This window comes from Bradyrhizobium sp. 35 (assembly GCF_023073215.1).
Lineage (GTDB): Bacteria > Pseudomonadota > Alphaproteobacteria > Rhizobiales > Xanthobacteraceae > Bradyrhizobium > Bradyrhizobium canariense_D.
In genome coordinates this window covers 425,716-444,864 of the sequence record NZ_JADPJC010000160.1, presented here as the reverse complement: position 1 = coordinate 444,864, position 19,149 = coordinate 425,716, and the positions used below count along the sequence as shown (strand labels likewise).

General features: G+C 63.9%; 15 protein-coding genes and 1 pseudogene. 11 read left to right on the top strand and 5 right to left on the bottom strand.

The genetic code is table 11. The annotated features are described in order from the left end of the window. Positions 1-300: 300 nt before the first annotated feature. Entirely contained in the window at positions 301-564 is a 264-nt protein-coding gene (locus IVB36_RS37930) for a hypothetical protein (protein WP_018457498.1), read from the bottom strand. A 276-nt stretch (positions 565-840) separates the two neighbouring features. On the opposite strand from IVB36_RS37930, the gene IVB36_RS37925 reads away from it, so the two are divergent. From IVB36_RS37925 to IVB36_RS37875, 11 genes and pseudogenes are all read left to right on the top strand, one after another. Next, on the top strand, positions 841-2,061 hold the full coding sequence (locus IVB36_RS37925; protein WP_247394846.1) for an SMP-30/gluconolactonase/LRE family protein: 1,221 nt from the start codon (positions 841-843) through the stop codon (positions 2,059-2,061). A gap of 198 nt (positions 2,062-2,259) precedes the next feature. Beyond that, positions 2,260-3,444 (top strand): hypothetical protein, encoded by a 1,185-nt coding sequence (locus IVB36_RS37920; protein ID WP_247294795.1) that lies wholly within the window; start codon positions 2,260-2,262, stop codon positions 3,442-3,444. Next, positions 3,422-3,772: pseudogene (locus IVB36_RS37915) on the top strand (FAD-dependent oxidoreductase); the annotation flags it as partial. The gene IVB36_RS37920 and the pseudogene IVB36_RS37915, both read left to right, overlap by 23 nt. 145 nt (positions 3,773-3,917) lie before the next feature. Next, positions 3,918-4,559, top strand: coding sequence for an FAD-binding oxidoreductase (locus IVB36_RS37910; RefSeq protein ID WP_247394844.1), 642 nt, complete (start codon positions 3,918-3,920; stop codon positions 4,557-4,559). Positions 4,560-4,809: 250 nt separating this feature from the next. Further along, positions 4,810-6,051 carry an ABC transporter substrate-binding protein gene (locus IVB36_RS37905; RefSeq protein WP_026233384.1) on the top strand — a complete coding sequence of 414 codons (1,242 nt, stop codon included), beginning with the start codon at positions 4,810-4,812 and terminating at the stop codon, positions 6,049-6,051. 104 nt (positions 6,052-6,155) lie between these two features. Further along, complete coding sequence (locus IVB36_RS37900) at positions 6,156-7,031, top strand: branched-chain amino acid ABC transporter permease (RefSeq protein WP_018457493.1); 876 nt, start codon at positions 6,156-6,158, stop codon at positions 7,029-7,031. Between the two features lies 1 nt (position 7,032). Beyond that, entirely contained in the window at positions 7,033-7,959 is a 927-nt protein-coding gene (locus IVB36_RS37895) for a branched-chain amino acid ABC transporter permease (RefSeq protein ID WP_018457492.1), read from the top strand. Then, positions 7,959-9,440, top strand: a complete 1,482-nt coding sequence (locus tag IVB36_RS37890; protein WP_026233383.1) for an ATP-binding cassette domain-containing protein — start codon at positions 7,959-7,961, stop codon at positions 9,438-9,440. The genes IVB36_RS37895 and IVB36_RS37890 overlap by 1 nt, the downstream gene beginning before the upstream one ends. Before the next feature lie 41 nt (positions 9,441-9,481). Further along, positions 9,482-10,723 carry an ABC transporter substrate-binding protein gene (locus IVB36_RS37885; protein ID WP_026233382.1) on the top strand — a complete coding sequence of 414 codons (1,242 nt, stop codon included), beginning with the start codon at positions 9,482-9,484 and terminating at the stop codon, positions 10,721-10,723. 175 nt (positions 10,724-10,898) lie between these two features. Then, entirely contained in the window at positions 10,899-13,412 is a 2,514-nt protein-coding gene (gene uvrA / locus IVB36_RS37880; RefSeq protein ID WP_026233381.1) for an excinuclease ABC subunit UvrA, read from the top strand. Between the two features lie 153 nt (positions 13,413-13,565). Continuing rightward, on the top strand, positions 13,566-14,876 hold the full coding sequence (locus IVB36_RS37875) for an ABC transporter substrate-binding protein (RefSeq protein WP_018457488.1): 1,311 nt from the start codon (positions 13,566-13,568) through the stop codon (positions 14,874-14,876). Positions 14,877-15,146: 270 nt separating this feature from the next. Here the strand turns inward: IVB36_RS37875 and IVB36_RS37870 are convergent, their stop codons facing one another. The 4 genes from IVB36_RS37870 to IVB36_RS37855 all read right to left on the bottom strand — a co-directional run bounded on the left by IVB36_RS37870 (position 15,147) and on the right by IVB36_RS37855 (position 19,125). Beyond that, entirely contained in the window at positions 15,147-16,316 is a 1,170-nt protein-coding gene (locus IVB36_RS37870) for a Gfo/Idh/MocA family oxidoreductase (RefSeq protein ID WP_247294797.1), read from the bottom strand. A gap of 42 nt (positions 16,317-16,358) precedes the next feature. Continuing rightward, on the bottom strand, positions 16,359-16,670 hold the full coding sequence (locus IVB36_RS37865) for a septal ring lytic transglycosylase RlpA family protein (RefSeq protein WP_026233379.1): 312 nt from the start codon (positions 16,668-16,670) through the stop codon (positions 16,359-16,361). A 103-nt stretch (positions 16,671-16,773) separates the two neighbouring features. Beyond that, on the bottom strand, positions 16,774-17,619 hold the full coding sequence (locus tag IVB36_RS37860; protein WP_247294798.1) for a CmcJ/NvfI family oxidoreductase: 846 nt from the start codon (positions 17,617-17,619) through the stop codon (positions 16,774-16,776). Positions 17,620-18,024: 405 nt separating this feature from the next. After that, on the bottom strand, positions 18,025-19,125 hold the full coding sequence (locus IVB36_RS37855; protein WP_018457484.1) for an LLM class flavin-dependent oxidoreductase: 1,101 nt from the start codon (positions 19,123-19,125) through the stop codon (positions 18,025-18,027). Positions 19,126-19,149 lie beyond the last annotated feature (24 nt).

Below are 19,149 nucleotides of genomic sequence, written 5' to 3'. Positions count from 1 at the left end.
CCCGCCAATCAGGAGGGTAGGCAGCAGCGCGGCCGGGATCGCGGCGGCGGCAAGAGCCACCTCCCCCGAAATCCCATCGATTTGGCCGCGAATCAGCATTACCGGACCCTTTGAGCCCTCAAATCCTCGGTCAAAACCGTTGACGGTTGGTTGCCGGGAGGCTCGATGCGTCGTTTCTAGACGAGAAATGGCAGCAACCGCAACGCCAAAAGATGGACAGAAGGGCTGACATGATCGCAGCGCCGGATGCGTGACCGGTGCCAATTGTTTGGCCGACCGAACGCCGGCAAGGCGGTCAAGCTATGCCGAGCGGCGAGCGCGAGCCCTGCTCTCCCAGCGGTTCAGCATCTGACCGAGCTCGCTGGTGGCAACCGGCGTAGCCGTGCCAGCGATCGCGATATCGTTGGTGTTGGCTGGTGCGTTGGCACTGAGCCAATCCGGCTCGCTGTACTCACGCCAGCGGCGCGCCTCGGCTCGTCTTTTTCGGGAGACGTAGTCGCGGGTGAAATAGCCGGCCGCAAATGCAATCCCGAGCAGCAAAACCAGTACGACGACAGCGACCACAGTAAACTCCGACTTACGCCCCGAATGACGTTCTGCCAGCATCGCGCAGGAGGTCAAGGCTTGACATTCCCCTGCTTGGCAATGTCCCGAAGACAGCTCCGGTAAACCCCGTCACGCCTGATGAATTTGTCGTTTCCATGTTCGACGTTGCAGCGCTTTGCCGCCCCGATCTCGCTGAGGATGCGTACCTCCCCCTCGCAACCGTCATCGGACCGGACTAACCTTGCCCTGCTCGGCCGGATCAACCGGCTAGCCGAACATGACCGGGAGGACGCGATGACACGCCAAAAGCAGCGTGACCAGGATGCTGCGCTTTCACGACGAACGCTCGTTCAGGGGTTTGCGCTCGGCGCCGCCACTTTTGCCGGCGCCGGCTCCGCGCTGGCCCAGACCGGACCAGCCGCACCGCCGACGACGATTACCAGCCCGCCACGCGATTTCGGTCCCAACGGCGCGCCGACCACCTATTTCTGGGACCCCGATGTCGTCACAGTCGATCCGTCCTTCAACGATCTCGCGCAGCCCAACACTGCGATCAAGCGTCTCTATACGGGTTTGCTGTGGGCTGAAGGCCCGGCGTGGAGTGCACAGGGCCGCTATCTGCTATGGAGCGACATTCCCAACAACAGGCAGATGCGCTGGAGCGAAGACGACGGTCGCGTCAGCGTGTTCCGCTCGCCGTCCAACAATTCCAACGGCAACTCGTTCGATTTCCAGGGCCGTCAACTTTCCTGCGAACATTTGACCCGGCGGGTGACGCGTTATGAACATGACGGCACCGCGACCGTGCTTTGCGACAATTACAACGGCAAGAAGCTGAACTCGCCGAACGACGTCGTCGCGCATCCTGACGGCAGCTACTGGTTCACCGATCCGCCCTATGGCGGCCAGCTCTACGAAGGTGAGCCCGATGCCGTGGGCGGTCCGAGCAATTCCGGCGGCAAGCTCAATCCTCGGATTGGACAGCCGGCCGGCTTCGCACCGGGCAAGCGCGAGCTTCCGACCAATTGCTATCGCATCGACCCTAGCGGCCGTGTCGATCTCGTCGTCACCGAGGAGCAGGTGCCCGATCCCAACGGGCTGTGCTTCTCGCCGGACTTCAAGAAGCTCTACGTCGTCTCGACTGGCAAGGGACCCGGCGACACCGGCCCCGGCGGCAAGGGCGAAATATTCGTGTTCGACGTCGGCGCCGACAACAAGCTCACCAACCACAAGCGGTTCAGCGAGTGCGTGATTGACGGTGTGAAGTGCGGACCGGACGGCGTGCGCTGCGACGTCAACGGCAATGTCTGGGCCTCCAGCAATGCCGGCCGCGCCGTCGGCTACAGCGGCGTGACGACGTGGTCGCCGGAGGGCAAGCTGCTCGGCCGCATCCGGTTGCCCGAAGTGTGCGGCAACGTCTGCTTCGGCGGCCCCAAGCGCAATCGCCTGTTCATGGCGGCGAGCCAATCGCTCTATGCGGTGTACACGGCCACGCAAGGCGCCGGACCGGGCTGAGCCCGCGCGCAAGATCGCAAGCACGGGCGTCGGCGTGGATCGCCGGCGCCCGCGGTTCCCTGATCGCAATCAAATTACGCCGCGGGCAAATCTCCGCCATTAATCCAACGAAGATTGAATCGCGCGGCAAGGCCGCAGCGCGGTGCAAAGGCATGATGCTCTTCGTTCTCGCGCCCGACTTGAACCGGGAGTTGCGCGATGCGCCGTATGCCGAACGACACCATCATCGTCAGCGTGGGGAACCAGCAATTCGTGACGGAGTTCGGAGACCCGGGCCTTCCGAACGGAGGCCGCGGCGGCAGCGACAAGATGATCGCGACCGTCGACGGTGGCAACGCGGTCCTGATATTCGTTGGCGACGACCAGACCCTCCAAGGACATTCTCACGGAGGAGGCGACCATCTCGCCGCGACCGTCACAGGCTTCGGGGACTACGTGTTCCTGGACGGCGATGCGCAGGCGATGTCCGGCGACGCCCATGGCGGCAACGATGTACTTCATGTCGATGCATCGACATCGATCTACGCGTCTCTCGGCATTTTTGGCGATGCCGAAACCGCCATGTCAGCCGACACGGGGGGCGGCAATGACGTCGTCATTGCATCGATGGGAAACAGATCGTCCGGCACGTTCGGCGGAGATTCCGGCAGTTCCATGAGCGATCACGCGCGTGGCGGCAATGATATCCTCAGCGTGACCCAGGGCGGCAGTTACGGCGGCGCTTCAATCTCCGGCGATGCCCTCGTCTCCATGAGCGGCGATGCGCACGGCGGCAACGACATGCTCATCTACACCGTCGGTGCCCCAGCCCGATCCGGCGGCGCGTCTCTGGTCGGAGACGCCGGCTACATGAGCGACGATACCCGTGGCGGCAACGATATCCTGATCGCGACCGTCGACGGCAACCCGGACTCCACGTCCATCGTGCTCGTCGGAGACGCCTCGAACATGTCAGGCAATGCGCATGGCGGAGATGATATCCTCCTCGGCAGCAGCCGCGACGATTTCCTGTATGGCGACGCACAGACCTACGCTCCGTTCACAGCCGGCTCGATCACCGGCGGCAAGGACATGTTGAATGGCGGTGGCGGAAATGACCAGCTCTGGGGCGGACCGAACGACGACAGATTCGTCTTCGACAAAAATTCGGGCCTGGACGTGATCAACGATTTCGACCAGGGCAACAAGGCTGTCGGCAGCACGGCGCGAGAGCATGATTTGATCAATTTGCACGATTACGGCTTCGCAGACTGGGCGGCGCTGAAAAGCCTGATCAGCGATGACAGCACAGGAAACGCGGTGATCCACCTGACGGCGACCGATACGATTACGCTGGCGGGAATCCATACCGCGGATCTCCATGCGAAGGATTTCATTGTGTAAGGGAGCATTCATGCGCGTTGTGATCTGCGGCGGCGGCGTGATCGGCGCCTGCATCGCCTGGTTTCTCCGCCGCCGTGGCATCGAAATCGTCGTCGTGGAGCGGGCGGGCGTCGCGGCCGCGGCGTCAGGCAAGGCGGGCGGCTTCCTCGCGCGCGACTGGTGCGAGGGCTCGCCGCTCGATGCGCTGGCGCGACGGAGCTTTGCGATCCATGCGCAGCTGCCGGAACAGATCGCAGGCGATTGGGGCTATCGCCCGATGACCGCTTATAGCGGCTTCGTTGCCGCCGATGGCCACCCGCGCCGGGATGCACCGTCCGCGCTCGGCTGGCTCAGCAACGGCGTCATCATCGCCCAGCGCATCGGCACGATGGAGACCGCCGCGATCGTTCACCCCAAAAAATTCACCGCAGCCGTGATGAACGCCGGCGCTCGCGGAAGGCGCCGAGTTTCGTCCCGGCCAGGTGACCGGCATCATGCGCGATGCGAACGGCACCACCGCGACGGGCGTCGAGGTCGACGGCGGCATCGTCGAGGCGGACGCCGTCGTGATCGCGATGGGACCATGGTCGCTGCTCGCGGCGCAATGGATGAGCCTGCCCGCCGTCTACGGCCAGCGCAGCCCGAGCATCGTGTACGACACCGGCACGGATGCGCCGGCCGATGCGCTGTTCCTGGAGTATGAAGAGAATGGCAGTGCCGTGTCGATCGAGGTCTTTCCTCGCGCCGACGGCAGCACGCATATCACCGCTCTCTCCGACATCGCGCCGCTTCCGCTCGATCCGGCGGCCGTGACGCCGGACAAGGACGCGATCGCGCGCCTGCAAACCATGTCCGAGCGGCTGTCGCCGCTGTTCCGCTCCGAGAGGATCATTGCGCAACAAGCCTGCTTCCGGCCGGTGACACAGGACGGCCTGCCGCTGATCGGCAAGGTGCCGCGAAGTGAAGGTCTGTATGTTGCGACGGGGCACAATGTATGGGGCATCCTGAATGCGCCCGCCACGGGCGAGGTCATGGCGCAACTGATCGCGGAGGGTGCGACGCGCAACGTCGACATCTCGCCATTCGATCCGGCCCGGCTCGCGCCGCTCGATCCATCGCTGCTGCAAGCGCGCTGAGCCGACGCGACGGCATCGCAATTCAGCGTTCCGGTTGCTGTGCGCCCGCGATAGCTGCGCATGCCTACCGACGAAATCTGCATGCCTCCGCGTGAAACGGGTCCGACAGCTTTCCTGCCCGCTATTGCCCAGCGCTAGACTTTAGTTCGTGCCTCACAATCCTGAACGCGGTTTCACTTGCCGAGAATGTCTCCGCCGGTATAGTCGCGGCATAATGGCTCATAAGAGGCCTGTTAAGGGAGAGAACAAGATGAAGAAACCGCTCTCTGTTGCGTTGCGAATAGCACTCGGTACCGCCGCGGCCGCTGTGTTGATGACGTCAGGCGCGGCGCTTGCGGCCGACCCGATCAGGATCGGCGTGATCGCGGAAGCGCAGGCGATTGCCGGCGCCTCCATCCCCCAGGCGGCACAGCTCGCCGCCGACGAGATAAACGCCAATGGCGGCGTCGACGGCCGCAAGATCGAGATCGTCTCTTACGACAATCATTCCTCCTCGGCAGATTCAGTGCGCGCCTTCCAGCGCGCGGTGAACGAGGACAAGGTCAATGCGGTCATCGCCAGCTACATCAGCGAAGTCGTGCTGGCACTGGAGCCCTGGGCCTCGCGGCTGAAGACGCCGTTCGTCACGCCCGGTGCCGCCTCCAACGAGATCAGCAAGAGCGTCCATGCCGACTACGAGAAGAACAAGTACACCTTCCACGGCTATCTGACCTCCGCCGCGCTGGCGCTTTCCGTCTGCGACGGCGCCAAGGACCTGCTCGTCGACAAGATGCACATGAAGACCGCGGTCATCATGAGCGAGGACGCCGCCTGGACCAAGCCGCTCGACATCGGCTACGAGGAATGCCTGCCCAAGATCGGGCTGAAGGTGCTCGACCACATCCGCTTCTCGCCCGATACCACCGACTTCACGCCGATCTTCAACAAGATCGAAGGCTCCAAGCCCGACGTGATCATCACCGGGATCTCCCATGTCGGCGTGCAGCCGACGGTGCAGTGGAAGAACCAGCAGGTGCCGATCCCGATGTTCGGCATCTCCTCGCAGGCCACCAACGAGACCTTCGGCAAGGACACCAATCAGGCGGCCGAGGGCGTACTCTACCAGGGCGTCTCCGGCCCAGGCGTCGCGGTGACGCCGAAATCAGTGCCGTTCGCCGAAGCCTTCAAGAAGAAGTTCGGCAACTATCCCTCCTATGCCGGCTACACCGCCTATGACGAGGTCTACTACATCGCCGATGCGGTGAAGCGCGCGGGCTCGACCGACGCCGACAAGCTGGTCGCCGCTCTGGAGACGACCGACTGGGAAGGCACGATCGGCCGTGTCCAGTTCTACGGCAAGGACGATCCGTTCACGCACTCGATCAAATACGGCAAGGGCCTGATCACCGGGCTGATGCTGCAATGGCAGGACGGCAAGCAGAGCGCGGTCTGGCCCAAGGAAGTCGCCAAGGTCGACGTCAAGTTCCCGAGCTTCATCAAGCTCTCGAACTAGCAGGACACGCTCCCGGGACCAGCTCCCGGGAGCTTCCACATGCGGCCCCCGCAGCACGTTGCTCCAGCAACATCGTCTCTCATAAATCGGATTGCCAACCCTAGATGCGTGCTTTCCAGATTCTGATCGATGGCTTTGCCATCAGCGCTCTCTATGCTCTCGGTGCCACCGGCTTCACGCTGATCTTCGGCGTCTCCGGCGTCCTCAACCTCTCCCACGGGGCCATCATGGTGGCGGCAGCGGTGGCGGCCTGGGCTGCCGCCAGCATCCTGAATGTCGGCACCTATGCCGGCGCACTGATCGGCGTCGGTGTCGCCCTCCTTACATCCTTTGCGACCTATTTCGCGGTGGTGAAGCCGATCCAGGATTCCCGGCGCATCCCGAATGAAGAGAAGGAGATCTTCGTCCTCACCGGCACGCTGCTATGGGGGATCATGATCCAGGAGGTGATCGCTTATTTGTTCACCAACAACGCCAAGACCGTGCTGCCGATCGTCGAGGGCGTGGTCGAGATTCTCGGCGTCCGCACGCCCAGGAACGAGATCTTTACCGCGATCGTGTGCTGCTTCGTCATCGCTCTGTTGTGGCTCCTGGTGAACCGCACCCGCACCGGTAAGGCGGTGCTGGCGGCCTCGATGAACCCACGCGGCGTCACCCTGCTCGGCCTCGAGCTCACCAACATCTACGTCGTGGTGTGGGCGATCTACGGCATCCTCGCCGGCATCGCCGGCGTGCTGCTCGGAATGTTTCTCGGCGTCAGCTCCTACAGCGTCGGACCGCTGACCGCGAGCGCGTTCTCGATCGTCGTGCTCGGCGGCCTCGGCAGCGTCTCCGGCTCGCTGATCGCAGCCTTCGTGGTCGGCTATCTCGAAACGCTCACGGCCTATCTGGTCTCGCCGGCCTACCGCACCATTCCGGCGCTGCTGCTGCTCGTGTTCGTGATGTACATCCGGCCCCAGGGCCTTCTGGGGAGGCGCTGAGATGGCCAGCTTCTTTACGACACGCCTGTTCTTCATCTCATTCGCGCTCGTCGTCATCGCGGCGACGCTGCCGCTCTACGTCTCCGGCTACGTGCTCGGGCTTCTCACCGTCGCCTTCTATTTCGGCGTGTTCGCAATGGCGTGGGACCTGCTGTTCGGCTTCGCCGGCGAGGTCAATTTCGGGCCGACCTTCCTGATCGGCGTCGGCGCCTACACCGCCGGCATCCTGAATGCCCAGTTCGGCTGGTCGGTTTACGCTTGCATCGTGCTCGGCGCGCTCGCCTCCGTCATCGCCGGCCTCGTGCTGGCGTTGCCGGCGCTTCGGGTGCGCGGACCGTATTTCGGCCTGACCACGCTGGTCGCGGTGCTGATGCTGCAGAATTTCATCGTGGTGTTTGCCGACCTCACCGGTGGCGAGATCGGGCTGACCATTCCCGACGTCATCTCCATCAACGCCGGCGTCAATTACTGGATCGCGCTCGGCTTCATGACGATCTCGGCGGCCATTCTCTATGGCCTGTCGCAATCGCCTGTTGGCCTGGTGCTGCAAGCCAGCGGCCAGGACCCGGTCCAGGCCGGCGCGCTCGGCTTCAACATCGTCAAGCACAAGCTCGCCGCCTTCATCGTCAGTGCGTTCTTCTCGGGGTTATCAGGCGCGCTGCTGGTGTTCTACTTCGGCACCGCCTCGGTCGGCACCGTCGTCGACGTCGCGGTCGGCGTCAACGTGATCGTCTCAGCCGTGCTCGGCGGCCGGCGCACCGTGCTTGGCGCGGCACTCGGCGCGATCTTCCTGATCGTCGCCGGCGAGTTCCTCAGGCCCACCGGCGAGCTTGCGACCTTCATCGTCTCGGCCGTCGCGCTGCTCGTCGTGCTGTTTTTCCCCGGCGGCTTCCTCGGAGCGGCCCTCTCGCGTGAGGCGCGCTCGTGATGGATATGCGATCTTCAAACCGGGCCGTGCTCGAAGTCCGCGGCCTGACCAAGCGCTTCGGCGGATTGACGGCGGTGAAGAACCTGGGCTTCGAGGTCAATAGCGGCGAGATCTTTGGCCTGATCGGCCCGAACGGCTCGGGCAAATCGACCGCGATGAAGAGCGTCATGGGCATCGAGCGCCCGACATCAGGCGAAGTCGTATTCGAGGGCGAGAACGTCGCGGGCTTGCCGGCGCACAAGATCGCGCGCAAGGGCTTTGGCATGGTGTTCCAGCATTCGCGACCGCTGAACCGGCAGACTGTGCTGGAGAACATCATGGTCGCGCTGCTGCCGGACAGCCTGTTCATGCTGTTTCCGGACAAGGCGCTGCTCGAGCGCGCCAAATGGATCGCCGATCGCGTCGGGCTCGGCAACGTGATGAACCGCCGCCCGCCGACGCTGCCCTTCGCCGACCTGCGCCGGCTCGAGCTGGCCAAGGCTATCGCGCGCGATCCCAAGGTCGTGCTGGTGGACGAGCCCTTTGCCGGGCTGACGCGGGCCGAGGTCGAAATGTTTTCCGACCTGATCCGCAGTTTCCGCGACGAGGGCCGCGCGGTGATGCTGGTCGACCACAACGTCAAGAGCGTCGCGGCGTTGGTCGACCGCGTGCTCGCGATGTATCTCGGCGAGGAGATCGTCACCGGCAAGGCCGAGGACGTCATGAAGAACGAGACGGTGCGGCGGGTCTATCTCGGCGGCGCCATCGAGACCCATGCGCGGCCCGAGACCAGCTTCAAGGACAAGGTGCCGCTGCTCCAGGTCGAGAATGTCAGCGTGTTCTACGGCAAGGCGCAGGCGCTGGAGAACGTCTCGATCCACGTCCATGAGGGCGAGTTCGTCTCGATCGTCGGTCTCAACGGCGCCGGCAAGACCACATTGTTCAACACCATCTCGGGCTTCCTGCCTTATAGCGGCGAGATCGTGCGCAACGGCGAGAAGCTGCGCGGCACGACGCCGGCGAAGATCGCCCGCAGCGGCCTCGTGCAGTGCCCGGAATCGCGCGAGCTGTTCGGCGAGATGAGCGTGCGCGAAAACCTCGATCTCGGCGGGCAACATCTGGCCGACGACAAGCGCGCGGCACAGCTCGCCTGGCTGTTCGAGCTATTCCCGATCCTGAAAGAGCGTCAGGGCCAGATGGCGCAAACGCTCTCCGGCGGCGAGCAGCAGATGCTTGCGATCGGCCGCGCGCTGATGATGCAGCCGCAGATCCTGATCCTGGATGAACCGACGCTGGGTCTCGCCCCCGTCATCCTCGAACTCCTGTCCAAGGCCCTAACGAGGCTGCGGCAGACGACGTCGATTACGGTGCTGCTCGGCGAGCAGAACGTGACCTTCGCGCTTCCGCATGCCGACCGCGTCTATGTGCTCGAGCATGCGAGGATCGTCTGGGAGGGCGATCCGGGCCGCTTCGCCGCGGAGGCTGGCGCCGATTTTCTCTAGTTCGCCCATACCAACAACAAAACAAGCAAAAGGAAACGACCATGCGACCATCGAAGAGTTTGAGCGGCAGCTTCCTCCTCGCCTCCGCGCTGGCGCTGTGCCTTGCTGCTCCCGCCTATGCGCAGTCGAACGATCCTATCAAGATCGGCGTCATCGCCGAGGTGCAGTCGATCGCTGGTGCCGCGACGCCCGGCGGCGCGCAGATCGCCGCCGACGAGATCAACGCCAAGGGTGGCATTCTCGGCCGCAAGATCGAGATCGTGACCTACGACAACAAGAGCTCCTCGGCGGACTCGGTGCGCGCGTTCCAGCGCGCGGTGAGCGAGGACAAAGTCTCCGCCGTGATCGCGAGCTATATCAGCGAGGTCGTGCTGGCGCTCGAGCCCTGGGCAGCGCGGCTGAAGATGCCGCTGATCACCCCCGGCGCGGCCTCGAACGAGATCACCAAGGCGATCCATAACGACTACGAAAAGAACAAATACACCTTCCACGGCTATCTGACCTCGGCCGCACAAGCGCAGCTCGTCTGCGACGCCGCCAAGGATCTGCTGGTCGAGAAGCTCAAGTTCAAGACGGCCGCGATCATGAGCGAGGACGCCGCCTGGACCAAGCCGCTCGACGTCGGCTACGAAGCCTGTCTTCCGAAAGCAGGCCTCAAGGTCGTCGAGCACGTGCGGTTCTCGCCCGATACCACCGACTTCACGCCGATCTTCAACAATATCGAGGCCAAGAAGCCGGACGTGATCGTCACCGGCATCTCGCATGTCGGCGTGCAGCCGACGGTGCAGTGGAAGAACCAGCAGGTGCCGGTCCCGATGTTCGGCATCAGCGCGCAGGCGCTGAGCCCGACCTTCTGGAAGGACACCAATGGCGCCGCCGACGGCGTGCCGTCGCTGGCGGTCGCAACGCCCGACGTCGCCGTGACCTCCAAGACGAAGCCGTTCGCGGCCGCCTTCAAGGCCAAGTTCGGCTCGCCGCCGGCCTACACCGGCTACACCGCCTATGACGAAGTCTACTTCATCACGGAGGCGATCAAGCGCGCCGGCTCGACCGATCCGGACAAGATGGTCGCTGAGCTCGAAAAGACCGACTACGAGGGCACGATCGGCCGCATCCAGTTCTACGGCAAGGACGACGAGTTCACCCACGGCATCAAGTCCGGTCCCACGACCGTATCCGGTCTGGTCTTCCAGTGGCAGGACTCCAAGCAGGTCGTGGTCTGGCCCGAGAAGATCGCGGAGGGCAAGCTGAAGTTTCCGAGCTTCGTGAAGCTGTCGCAGTAACACGCCACGCTGGGGCACCAGGGCCCCGTCCCGAGCGCCCCATCGCCCTTGCATGGCCCGTCGCTTCAATCGCGGCGGGCCTTCGCTTTGTGCAGAACGCAACCGATGCGCTGGCATCTGTGGACCCATCCTGCGATCCTGCCGTTATCTCCCATGCGTGGGCCGGAGCAGCGAGATGGACGACCGATCAAGACACCCCGATGACCTGATGCAGGATGACGGCTTCGTTCGCGTGCGGGGCGCGCGTGAGCACAATCTCAGGAACGTCGACGTCAGTATTCCGCGCAACGCCCTCGTCGTGTTCACCGGCGTGTCGGGCTCCGGAAAATCCTCGCTCGCCTTCGGAACGGTCTACGCCGAGGCGCAACGGCGATATCTGGAATCGGTGTCGCCTTACGCGCGGCGCCTCTTCCACCAGATGCAGATCCCTGAGGTGGACGACATCGAAGGCCTGCCGCCCGCCGTAGCGCTCCAGCAGCAGCGCGGCGCGCCGACGACGAGGTCGTCCGTGGGCAGCGTGACGACCATCTCGAACCTGCTCAGGATGCTCTATTCCCGTGCCGGCGAATACCCGCGCGGACAAAGGATGCTCTATGCGGAATCGTTCTCGCCGAACACGCCGGAAGGAGCCTGCCCGACCTGTCACGGTATCGGCAGGATGCTCGACGTCACCGAGAAGTCCATGGTGCCCGACGACACCCTCACCATTCGCGAGCGCGCCGTCGCGGCGTGGCCGAGTGCCTGGCAGGGGCAGAACCTCCGGGACATCCTGACCACGCTGGGCTACGACGTGGACAAGCCCTGGCGTGAGCTGCCCAGGAAGGACCGCGACTGGATCCTGTTCACGGAGGAGCAGCCGACCGTTCCGGTCTATGCCGGTTACGACTTGGCCGAGGTCAAACGGGCCCTGCGCCGCAAGGAGGAGCCGAGCTATCAGGGCACGTTCACCGGCGCCAAGCGCTACGTGATGCAGACCTTTGCCAAGTCCGAGAGTGCGATGATGAAGCGCCGCGTCGCGCAATTCATGATCACCCAGGACTGCCCGACCTGCCATGGCACGCGATTGAAGCCCGAGGCACTCAAGGTCAAATTCGCCGGACTTGATATCGCCGAGATGTCTCATCTGCCGCTCGAGAAGCTGCAGGAGGTGATGAACCCTTTCGCGGAGACTTCGACCGTCGGAGCATCGGAGAAAACCATCGTCGCCAGGCGCATCTGCGAGGATCTGTCGGCGCGGCTGGCCGTCCTGCTCGACCTCGGCCTCGGCTATCTCGCCTGCGAGCGCAGCACGCCAACGCTGTCGCCCGGCGAGTTGCAGCGGCTGCGGCTTGCGACCCAGGTTCGCTCCAACCTGTTCGGCGTCGTCTATGTGCTCGACGAACCGTCGGCAGGTCTGCATCCCGCCGACACCGAGGCGCTGCTGCGGGCGCTGGACCGGCTGAAACACGCGGGCAATTCGATCTTCGTGGTCGAGCACGAGATCGAGGTGATCAAGCATGCCGACTGGCTGGTGGATGTCGGGCCTGATGCCGGCGAAGGCGGCGGGAACATCCTCTATAGCGGACCGCCCTCAGGACTCGGGCAGGTCGCGCAATCGCGAACCGCCCATTATCTCGCGCATCCACGAAAGCCGCTGCCGATGGTCCGCCGCCAGCCGAAGGCGCATCTGAAAGTCCGGGGTGTGACCCGGAATAATCTCCGCGGCCTCGACGTCGATATCCCGCTCGGCGTTCTCGCCAGCGTGACCGGCGTGTCGGGCTCCGGCAAATCGAGCCTGATCAGCCAATTCCTCGTCGATGCCATGGCGGAGCATCTCGGCCATGCACGGGCTGCGGACGCGGACGACGATAGCCTGGCACCCACGGTCGAGACATTGGGCGGCGAGATCGTCGCCGGCCTCGACCAGGTCGATCGTCTCGTCGTGGTGGATCAGAGGCCGATCGGCCGCACGCCGCGATCCAACCTTGCAACCTATACCGGCCTGTTCGACCACGTCCGGAAGCTGTTCGCCGTGACGCCGCAGGCAAAGTCCCGCCGCTACGATGCCGGGCGCTTTTCCTTCAATGTCGCGAAGGGCCGATGCAGCACCTGCGAAGGCGAAGGATTTGTCTGCGTCGAGCTTCTGTTTCTTCCCAGCGTCTATGCGCCCTGCCCGACCTGCAAGGGCGCGCGCTACAATGACAAGACGCTGGAGGTGAAGATCCGCGGAAAATCCATCGCGGATGTGCTGGCGATGCGCGTCGACGAAGCCTTCGAATTCTTCCACGAAGATCCAACCCTCAACCGGTCCCTATCGGTCGTCCGCGAGGTCGGGCTCGGCTATATTCGTCTCGGTCAGTCCGCCACCGAATTGTCGGGCGGGGAAGCCCAGCGCATCAAGCTTGCGACCGAGCTCATGCGGCCGCAACGCGGTCACACGCTCTATGTCCTGGACGAGCCGACCACCGGTCTTCATCCCAGGGATGTCGAGCGGCTGATCGCCCAACTCGAGCGCATCGTGGACGCCGGCAACAGCGTGGTCGTGGTCGAGCACGACATGGATGTCGTCTCTCATAGCGACTGGATCATCGACCTCGGTCCCGGCGCCGGCGAGGAAGGCGGCCGTATCGTGTCGTCGGGGACGCCGCGAGAGGTCGCCGCGGCCGGCGGGAAGACCGCTGGCTATCTTGCCCGTCGCTTGAAACAGTAACGGGCGCGCTCATCACCCATTTCGCAATTGCGTTCTGCGTCGCGGAGACCGGACCCCGACTTTCGCCATGTTGACTTTCCGCCGCCCCGCTCCCCATACTTCGAAAAAGAATAACAAGACCAAATCATAAGACGATCTTTGAGGGAGGATAGGATGCCCACTTCACGCAGGCAGCTGCTGAAGAGCTCGGCGGCTGCCGCCGCCGCACTCAGCCTCGATTGGACACGGGCCCAGGCGCAAGCCGAGAATTTGCGCATCGGCTTGATCTACGACCTCACCGGTCCGTTTGCCGCCGGCGGCTCGGTCGCCTCCTCGGTCGGCGCGCAGATCGCCATCGACCTCGTCAACGAAAAGGGCGGCATCGGCGGCAAGACCAAGATCGTGCCGGTCGCGGCGGACTCTCAGAGCAAGGCCGACGTCGCCATCAACGAGGCCGAGCGGCTGATCAGCCAGGAAAAGATCGACATCATCAACGGCGTCTATTCCAGCGCGCATGCGGTGCCGATGGCGGCGAAGGTCGAGCAGCAGAAGAAGATCCTCTGGATCACCACCGCGGTCTCGACCGCCGTGTTCAAGGACAAGAACCTGCAATATGTGTTTCGCGCGCAGATCCATTCCGATCAGTACGGCCAGGCCTTCGCGGGCTTCGTCGCCGAGCACGCGCAAGGCAAGCTCGGCATGGACCCGAAGGACGTCAAGGTCGCGCTGATCCACGAGGACGGCCCTTACGGCGTCGGCGTCGCGGCGGCCGACGAGGCCTATGCCAAGCAGGCGGGCATCCAGGTGGTGATGCGCGAAGGCTATTCGGCTTCCGCGCCCGATCTCTCGGTGCTCGTGACCAAGCTCAAGCGCGCCAAGGTCGATGTGATCTCGCACGCCGGCTACAACCCCGACATCACCCTGTTCCTGCGCCAGGCCCGCGAGAGCGGATTGCGCTTCAAGATGCTGTTCGGCGCGGGCGCCGGCTACAGCCAGCTCGACAAGCTGCGCGCGACCTTCGGCCCCGACATCGACAATTTCTGCAACATCGATCCGGTGCCGGCGCAACTGCTCGATGCCTCCAAGCTCGCGCCTGGAATCGGCGACCTGACCAAGACCATGGTCTCGCGCTACCAGGCCAAGACCAGCGCCACCGACGTGCCGCCGCATTGCTCGATGGGTTTCAACCAGACCTGGATCTTGCTCAACAACGTGCTGCCGGTCGCCAAGGAGAAGTACGGCAGCTTCGAGCCCGAGGCCATTCGCAAGGCCGCGCTCGACGTCGACATTCCAGCCGGCGGCACCATCCAGGGCTATGGCGTGAAATTCTTCCCGCCGGGCACGCCGATGTCCGGCCAGAACGAGCGCTCGACCCCGGTGGTGATGCAGAATGCCGGCGAACACATCTCGGTGGTGTGGCCGACGAACATCCGGACGCGGGACCCGGTGTTTCCGCTGCCGAAGGGCTCGACCTACGGGACGTGAGGCTACGCGCCGCGCCGACGGTGCACCCTTTCCCCTTGCTTGCGGGAGAGGGTGGCTCGCCGCGAAACGGCGAGACGGGTGAGGGTTGCCTCCGCGAGCAAACCTCTCTCATTTTAAACCGCGGAGAGAACCCCTCATCCGGCGCTATAGCCGAAGCTACGCTTCGGCGTTCTTGAGAACGGCGGCCGAAGGCCGCCTATGCCACCTTCTCCCGCAAGGGGAGAAGGATTGGCACCGTGCCTGCGGCTAGCTCAGTGAGTTCATCACGCCCTACATCATCACCCTTCGTCCCTCCTCCGCCGCCCAGTATCCCGCGTAGTTCACCTTGATTGTCTCGTACGCCAGCGCGAGGTCCGACAGCGGCTGCCGTCCCGTCGCGGCGCATTCCATGAAGTCCTGGATCTCCTGGAGATAGCCGCGCGTCCACTCCTCTTCGAGGCAGACATATTGCCAGCCGGTTTTGCGGTCGACCTTCTCGGTGATGTAGACGGAGGCGAGTTTCTCCTCGGAGGTCTGGTAGCTCATCAGATGATCATTCGGCGTGATGTTGGCGAACAGCGAGCCGCCTGACGTGTAGGTCTCGATCAGATTGCGCACGCCGCCCATGATCATGTCGCCGGAGAACACGGTGGCCTTGGTGCCGTCCGAAAACGTCGCGGTCAGCGTGCCCCAATCCTCGACGTCGACAGGATTGGCCTTGATGTAGGTGCGCTCCTCCGGCTTGAGGATGGCCGTGACATTGCCGACATCGCCGCTGACGCTGGCGACGCGGATGGTTTCACCGCGCGCCTTGGCCTCGACCTGCTTGAGATACAGCACCGCCGAGAGCGGATGGCAGCCCATCCGGATCAGCGAGCCGCCCCCGGTCATCGCCCATTGCGCGGCATGGGCCGCATGCGATCCGGAATGGCTCTCCTCGCCCTTCATGAACAGGATTTTGTCCTTGGTCGCTCTCAGAATCTCCGCGGTCTTGGTCACGGCCGGCGCGTAGATCCAGTCCTCGGCATACATGAAGAGCTTTCCGGTGCGCTCGATCGCGGCACGCGTGGCGTCCATCTCTTCCAGCACGCGCTCATACATCAGCGCCTTCGGCACATGCCTGCCGATCGGCTGCCGGTCGCCGTCGCGGCCGAAATAGCCGGCGAACGGCTTTTCGCAGATCACATGCTTGCCGGCCTGCATGGCGGCGACGATCATCCCCGCATGAAGATTGGGCGGCGTGCAGATGTCGATGACATCGAGCTCGCGGTCTGCGATCAGCTCGGCGAAGCTGCGATAGACCCGTTGGATCTGGTGGCGGCCGGCGAATTCGACGACATGGTCGCCGCGCGCAGCGACCGCCGCGACCTCGACATCCACCCCGTAGACGCGCCGGAACGCATACATATGCAGCTCCGACACGAAGCCGCAGCCGACGAGTCCCACCCTGATCCTGGCCATAGCGCCCCCCGCTTTGGGCGGCACTATAGCGTGCTGGCAGGTCTATTCCACCGAGACCCGCACCACGCCGGCGCTCATCATGCCCAGCGCCTTGGCAGCCGGCACCGAGAGATCGACGATGCGGCCGCGGATGAAGGGGCCGCGATCGTTGACGCGGCACTGAATCGAGCGGCTGCCGTAGGACACCCTCAGCACGCTTCCGAACGGACGCGTCCGGTGCGCGCAGGTCAGCTCACCTTTCCCGGCTTTTCCGTAGCTGTAATAGGAGGCAAGCCCGCTTTCGGCCTGGGCAAAGGAAACTGCAGAAAGCGAAAACGTAGCAAGGCAAGAAAATAACGTGGTCTGCGCTCGCACGGCACCCCTCCGGGTTGGCCTGCCCCGGGCGCAAACGTTTGTCGGTTCCCGTGGGTTCCTGAGCCACTGCCGGGCCGCGCCCGGCAGTGCCATCACAGTTCTGTTACTGTTTGTGGAATACGAGGGTCCGAACCTCGATGCTCTCGCGCGGCGCGGCATCGGCCGGCGTGGTCGGATCGACGAACGCGGCGTGCGGCCCGAAGCGGGTGCGGCCATCGGTTGCGGAATCGTAGCACTTGAGCAGCAGTGCTTCGTCCGCCGTCATCTCGGGGAAATAGAACCAGCGATGGTTCGGATTGTATTTCACCGAATAGATTTCGCCGCGACGGTTGGGATAGATCAGATCCGAGGCGACGAGATCGTCGGGCGCAACCGTCGTGCCGTCGGCCATCGCCAGCGGCGAATCTCGCAAAGGACCGCGGATCGGCCGCCACAGATTGATCACCTGGACGCGGCCCTTCAGCAACTCTTCGGCCTCGTCGGGCAGATGCTCGCGCACGCGGTTGGCGCCTGAGACGGCGGTCTGATCCACGTGGACGCGCGTTGCCGGCTGACGCGGGCCACCGTCGCGGATGTCCGCGGCACCCTCAACGCGCCTGCGCACGGTATGGTCGAAGATGACGACGCGGTCGGCTTTCAGCGTTGCGCGCAGGAAGGCCTCGACGGCGGGATAGTAGACCGCCTTGATTTCCTCCTCATTAGAGAAGTCCTTCACCTGATGTGGATGCCGCACCAGCGCAAAGCCTTCGCGGTCGAGCGAGATGTTTTGTGCGATCAGCCGGGCATCGAAGATCGGTACCTGATGCGGCTCCGGCAATGACGTGCTTTTGGGCTCGCCAGGCGGTGGATCGAAGGCGTAAGTGCGCGGCTTGCCCGAAACCGGCGCGAGGTAATTGAGTTCAGCGGTGACGAAGGGAAGCGATTCGATTTTTGTTTCTTGCAGGCCCATGGCCGGTCTCCCGATGTGGTCGTCTGGATGATTTTTGAAGACACCGGGCGTACTGCAAGGGAGTTGGTGCAAATAGCAATGCGAGTGCTGTCGCTGGCATGAAACGCAGAACAAACGCATCGCGAAATCCGGCCGGGTTGGAATGCGCCCTGCCCGCTTCACGGATGCTTGAGAGCCTTTTGAGATCTCGTGCCCCGGACGCAGCGCATCACGCAGTGGTACGCTGCTGAGCCGGGGCCTATCTCACCGGGAGCATCTGTGCGGCATGGGTCCCGGCTCTGCGCAGTAGCGATCTCGGCCGCCTCGAGCTTCTGCTTGATCAGACCCCAGTGAAGGTAGAGGTCGATTTCGCTCTGCTCGTCCGCGACCAGCCGAACATTATCGCGTCGGCCAGCATGAGACGGATCATTCCGCCGCCTCGCCGCGAACAGGCTGGCGCTTGGCGATCAGCTCGCGCGTCAGCGGGATCAGCTCACGGCCATACTCGATGGCATCGGGAAGCGGATCGAAGCCGCGGATCAGGAAATGGCTGACGCCGAGGTCGCAATAGTCGCCGAAGACCTCGGCGACCTGCTCGGGCGTGCCGACCAGCGCGGTGGTGTTGCTGTTGGCGCCGGTGAGCTTTGCGATCTCGGTCCACAGCCGCTTGTCGATGCGGCTGCCCTGGTCGGCGAGCGAGAGCAGACGCCGCGCGCCAGCGGTGGCATGGCCGTCGGCGGGCTTGCGATAGCCGGTCTTGTCCTGGAGCGCGGTGGCGCGCGCAAGAATCTCGTCCGCCTTTTCCCAGGCCTGCTTCTCGGTCGGAGCGATGATCGGCCGCACCGAGAGGCTGAAGCGCGGCGTCCGACGGCCCTGCCTGACGGCCGCATTGTGAACCCGCGAGGTGACGTCGCGCACCTGCGCATAGGATTCACCCCACAGCGCAAAGGTGTCGGCATGCTTGCCCGCGACGTCGATCGCAGCGTCAGAGCCACCACCGACGAAGGTGTAGATGCCGGCCTTCTGCAGCGGCTTCACCTGCGAAAAACCGTTCTCGACGTTGTAGTACTTTCCGCTGTAGTTGAACGGCTTCTCGCTGGTCCATTCCAGCTTCACCACGTCGAGAAACTCGCTGGTGCGGGCGTAACGCTCGTCCTTGTCGTCGAGCGTATTGCCGTCCTGCCTAAGCTCGGCTGCATTGCCGCCGGTGATGACGTGGAGCGAGACGCGGCCTCCATAGAGTTGGTCAAGCGTCGCAAGCTGCCGCGCGAGCAGCGTCGGCGCGGTAAAGCCCGGTCGCTGCGCGATCATCACTTTCAACGATTTGGTGATGGTCAGCACATGCTGTGCGACCTGGAGCGCATCGGGCGTGGTTGAATGGAACGCCAGCAGCGCACGATCGAAACCCGCGAGCTCATGCGCCTTCGCCACCGTCTCGATATAGGCGGCATCGAGCACCGGGCCCTGGCGTACGATGGTCTCGGAAGCATTGCTGTTGGCGATAAAGCCGATGAACTCGACCGACATGATGTTCTCCCTGAATGTTTGGCG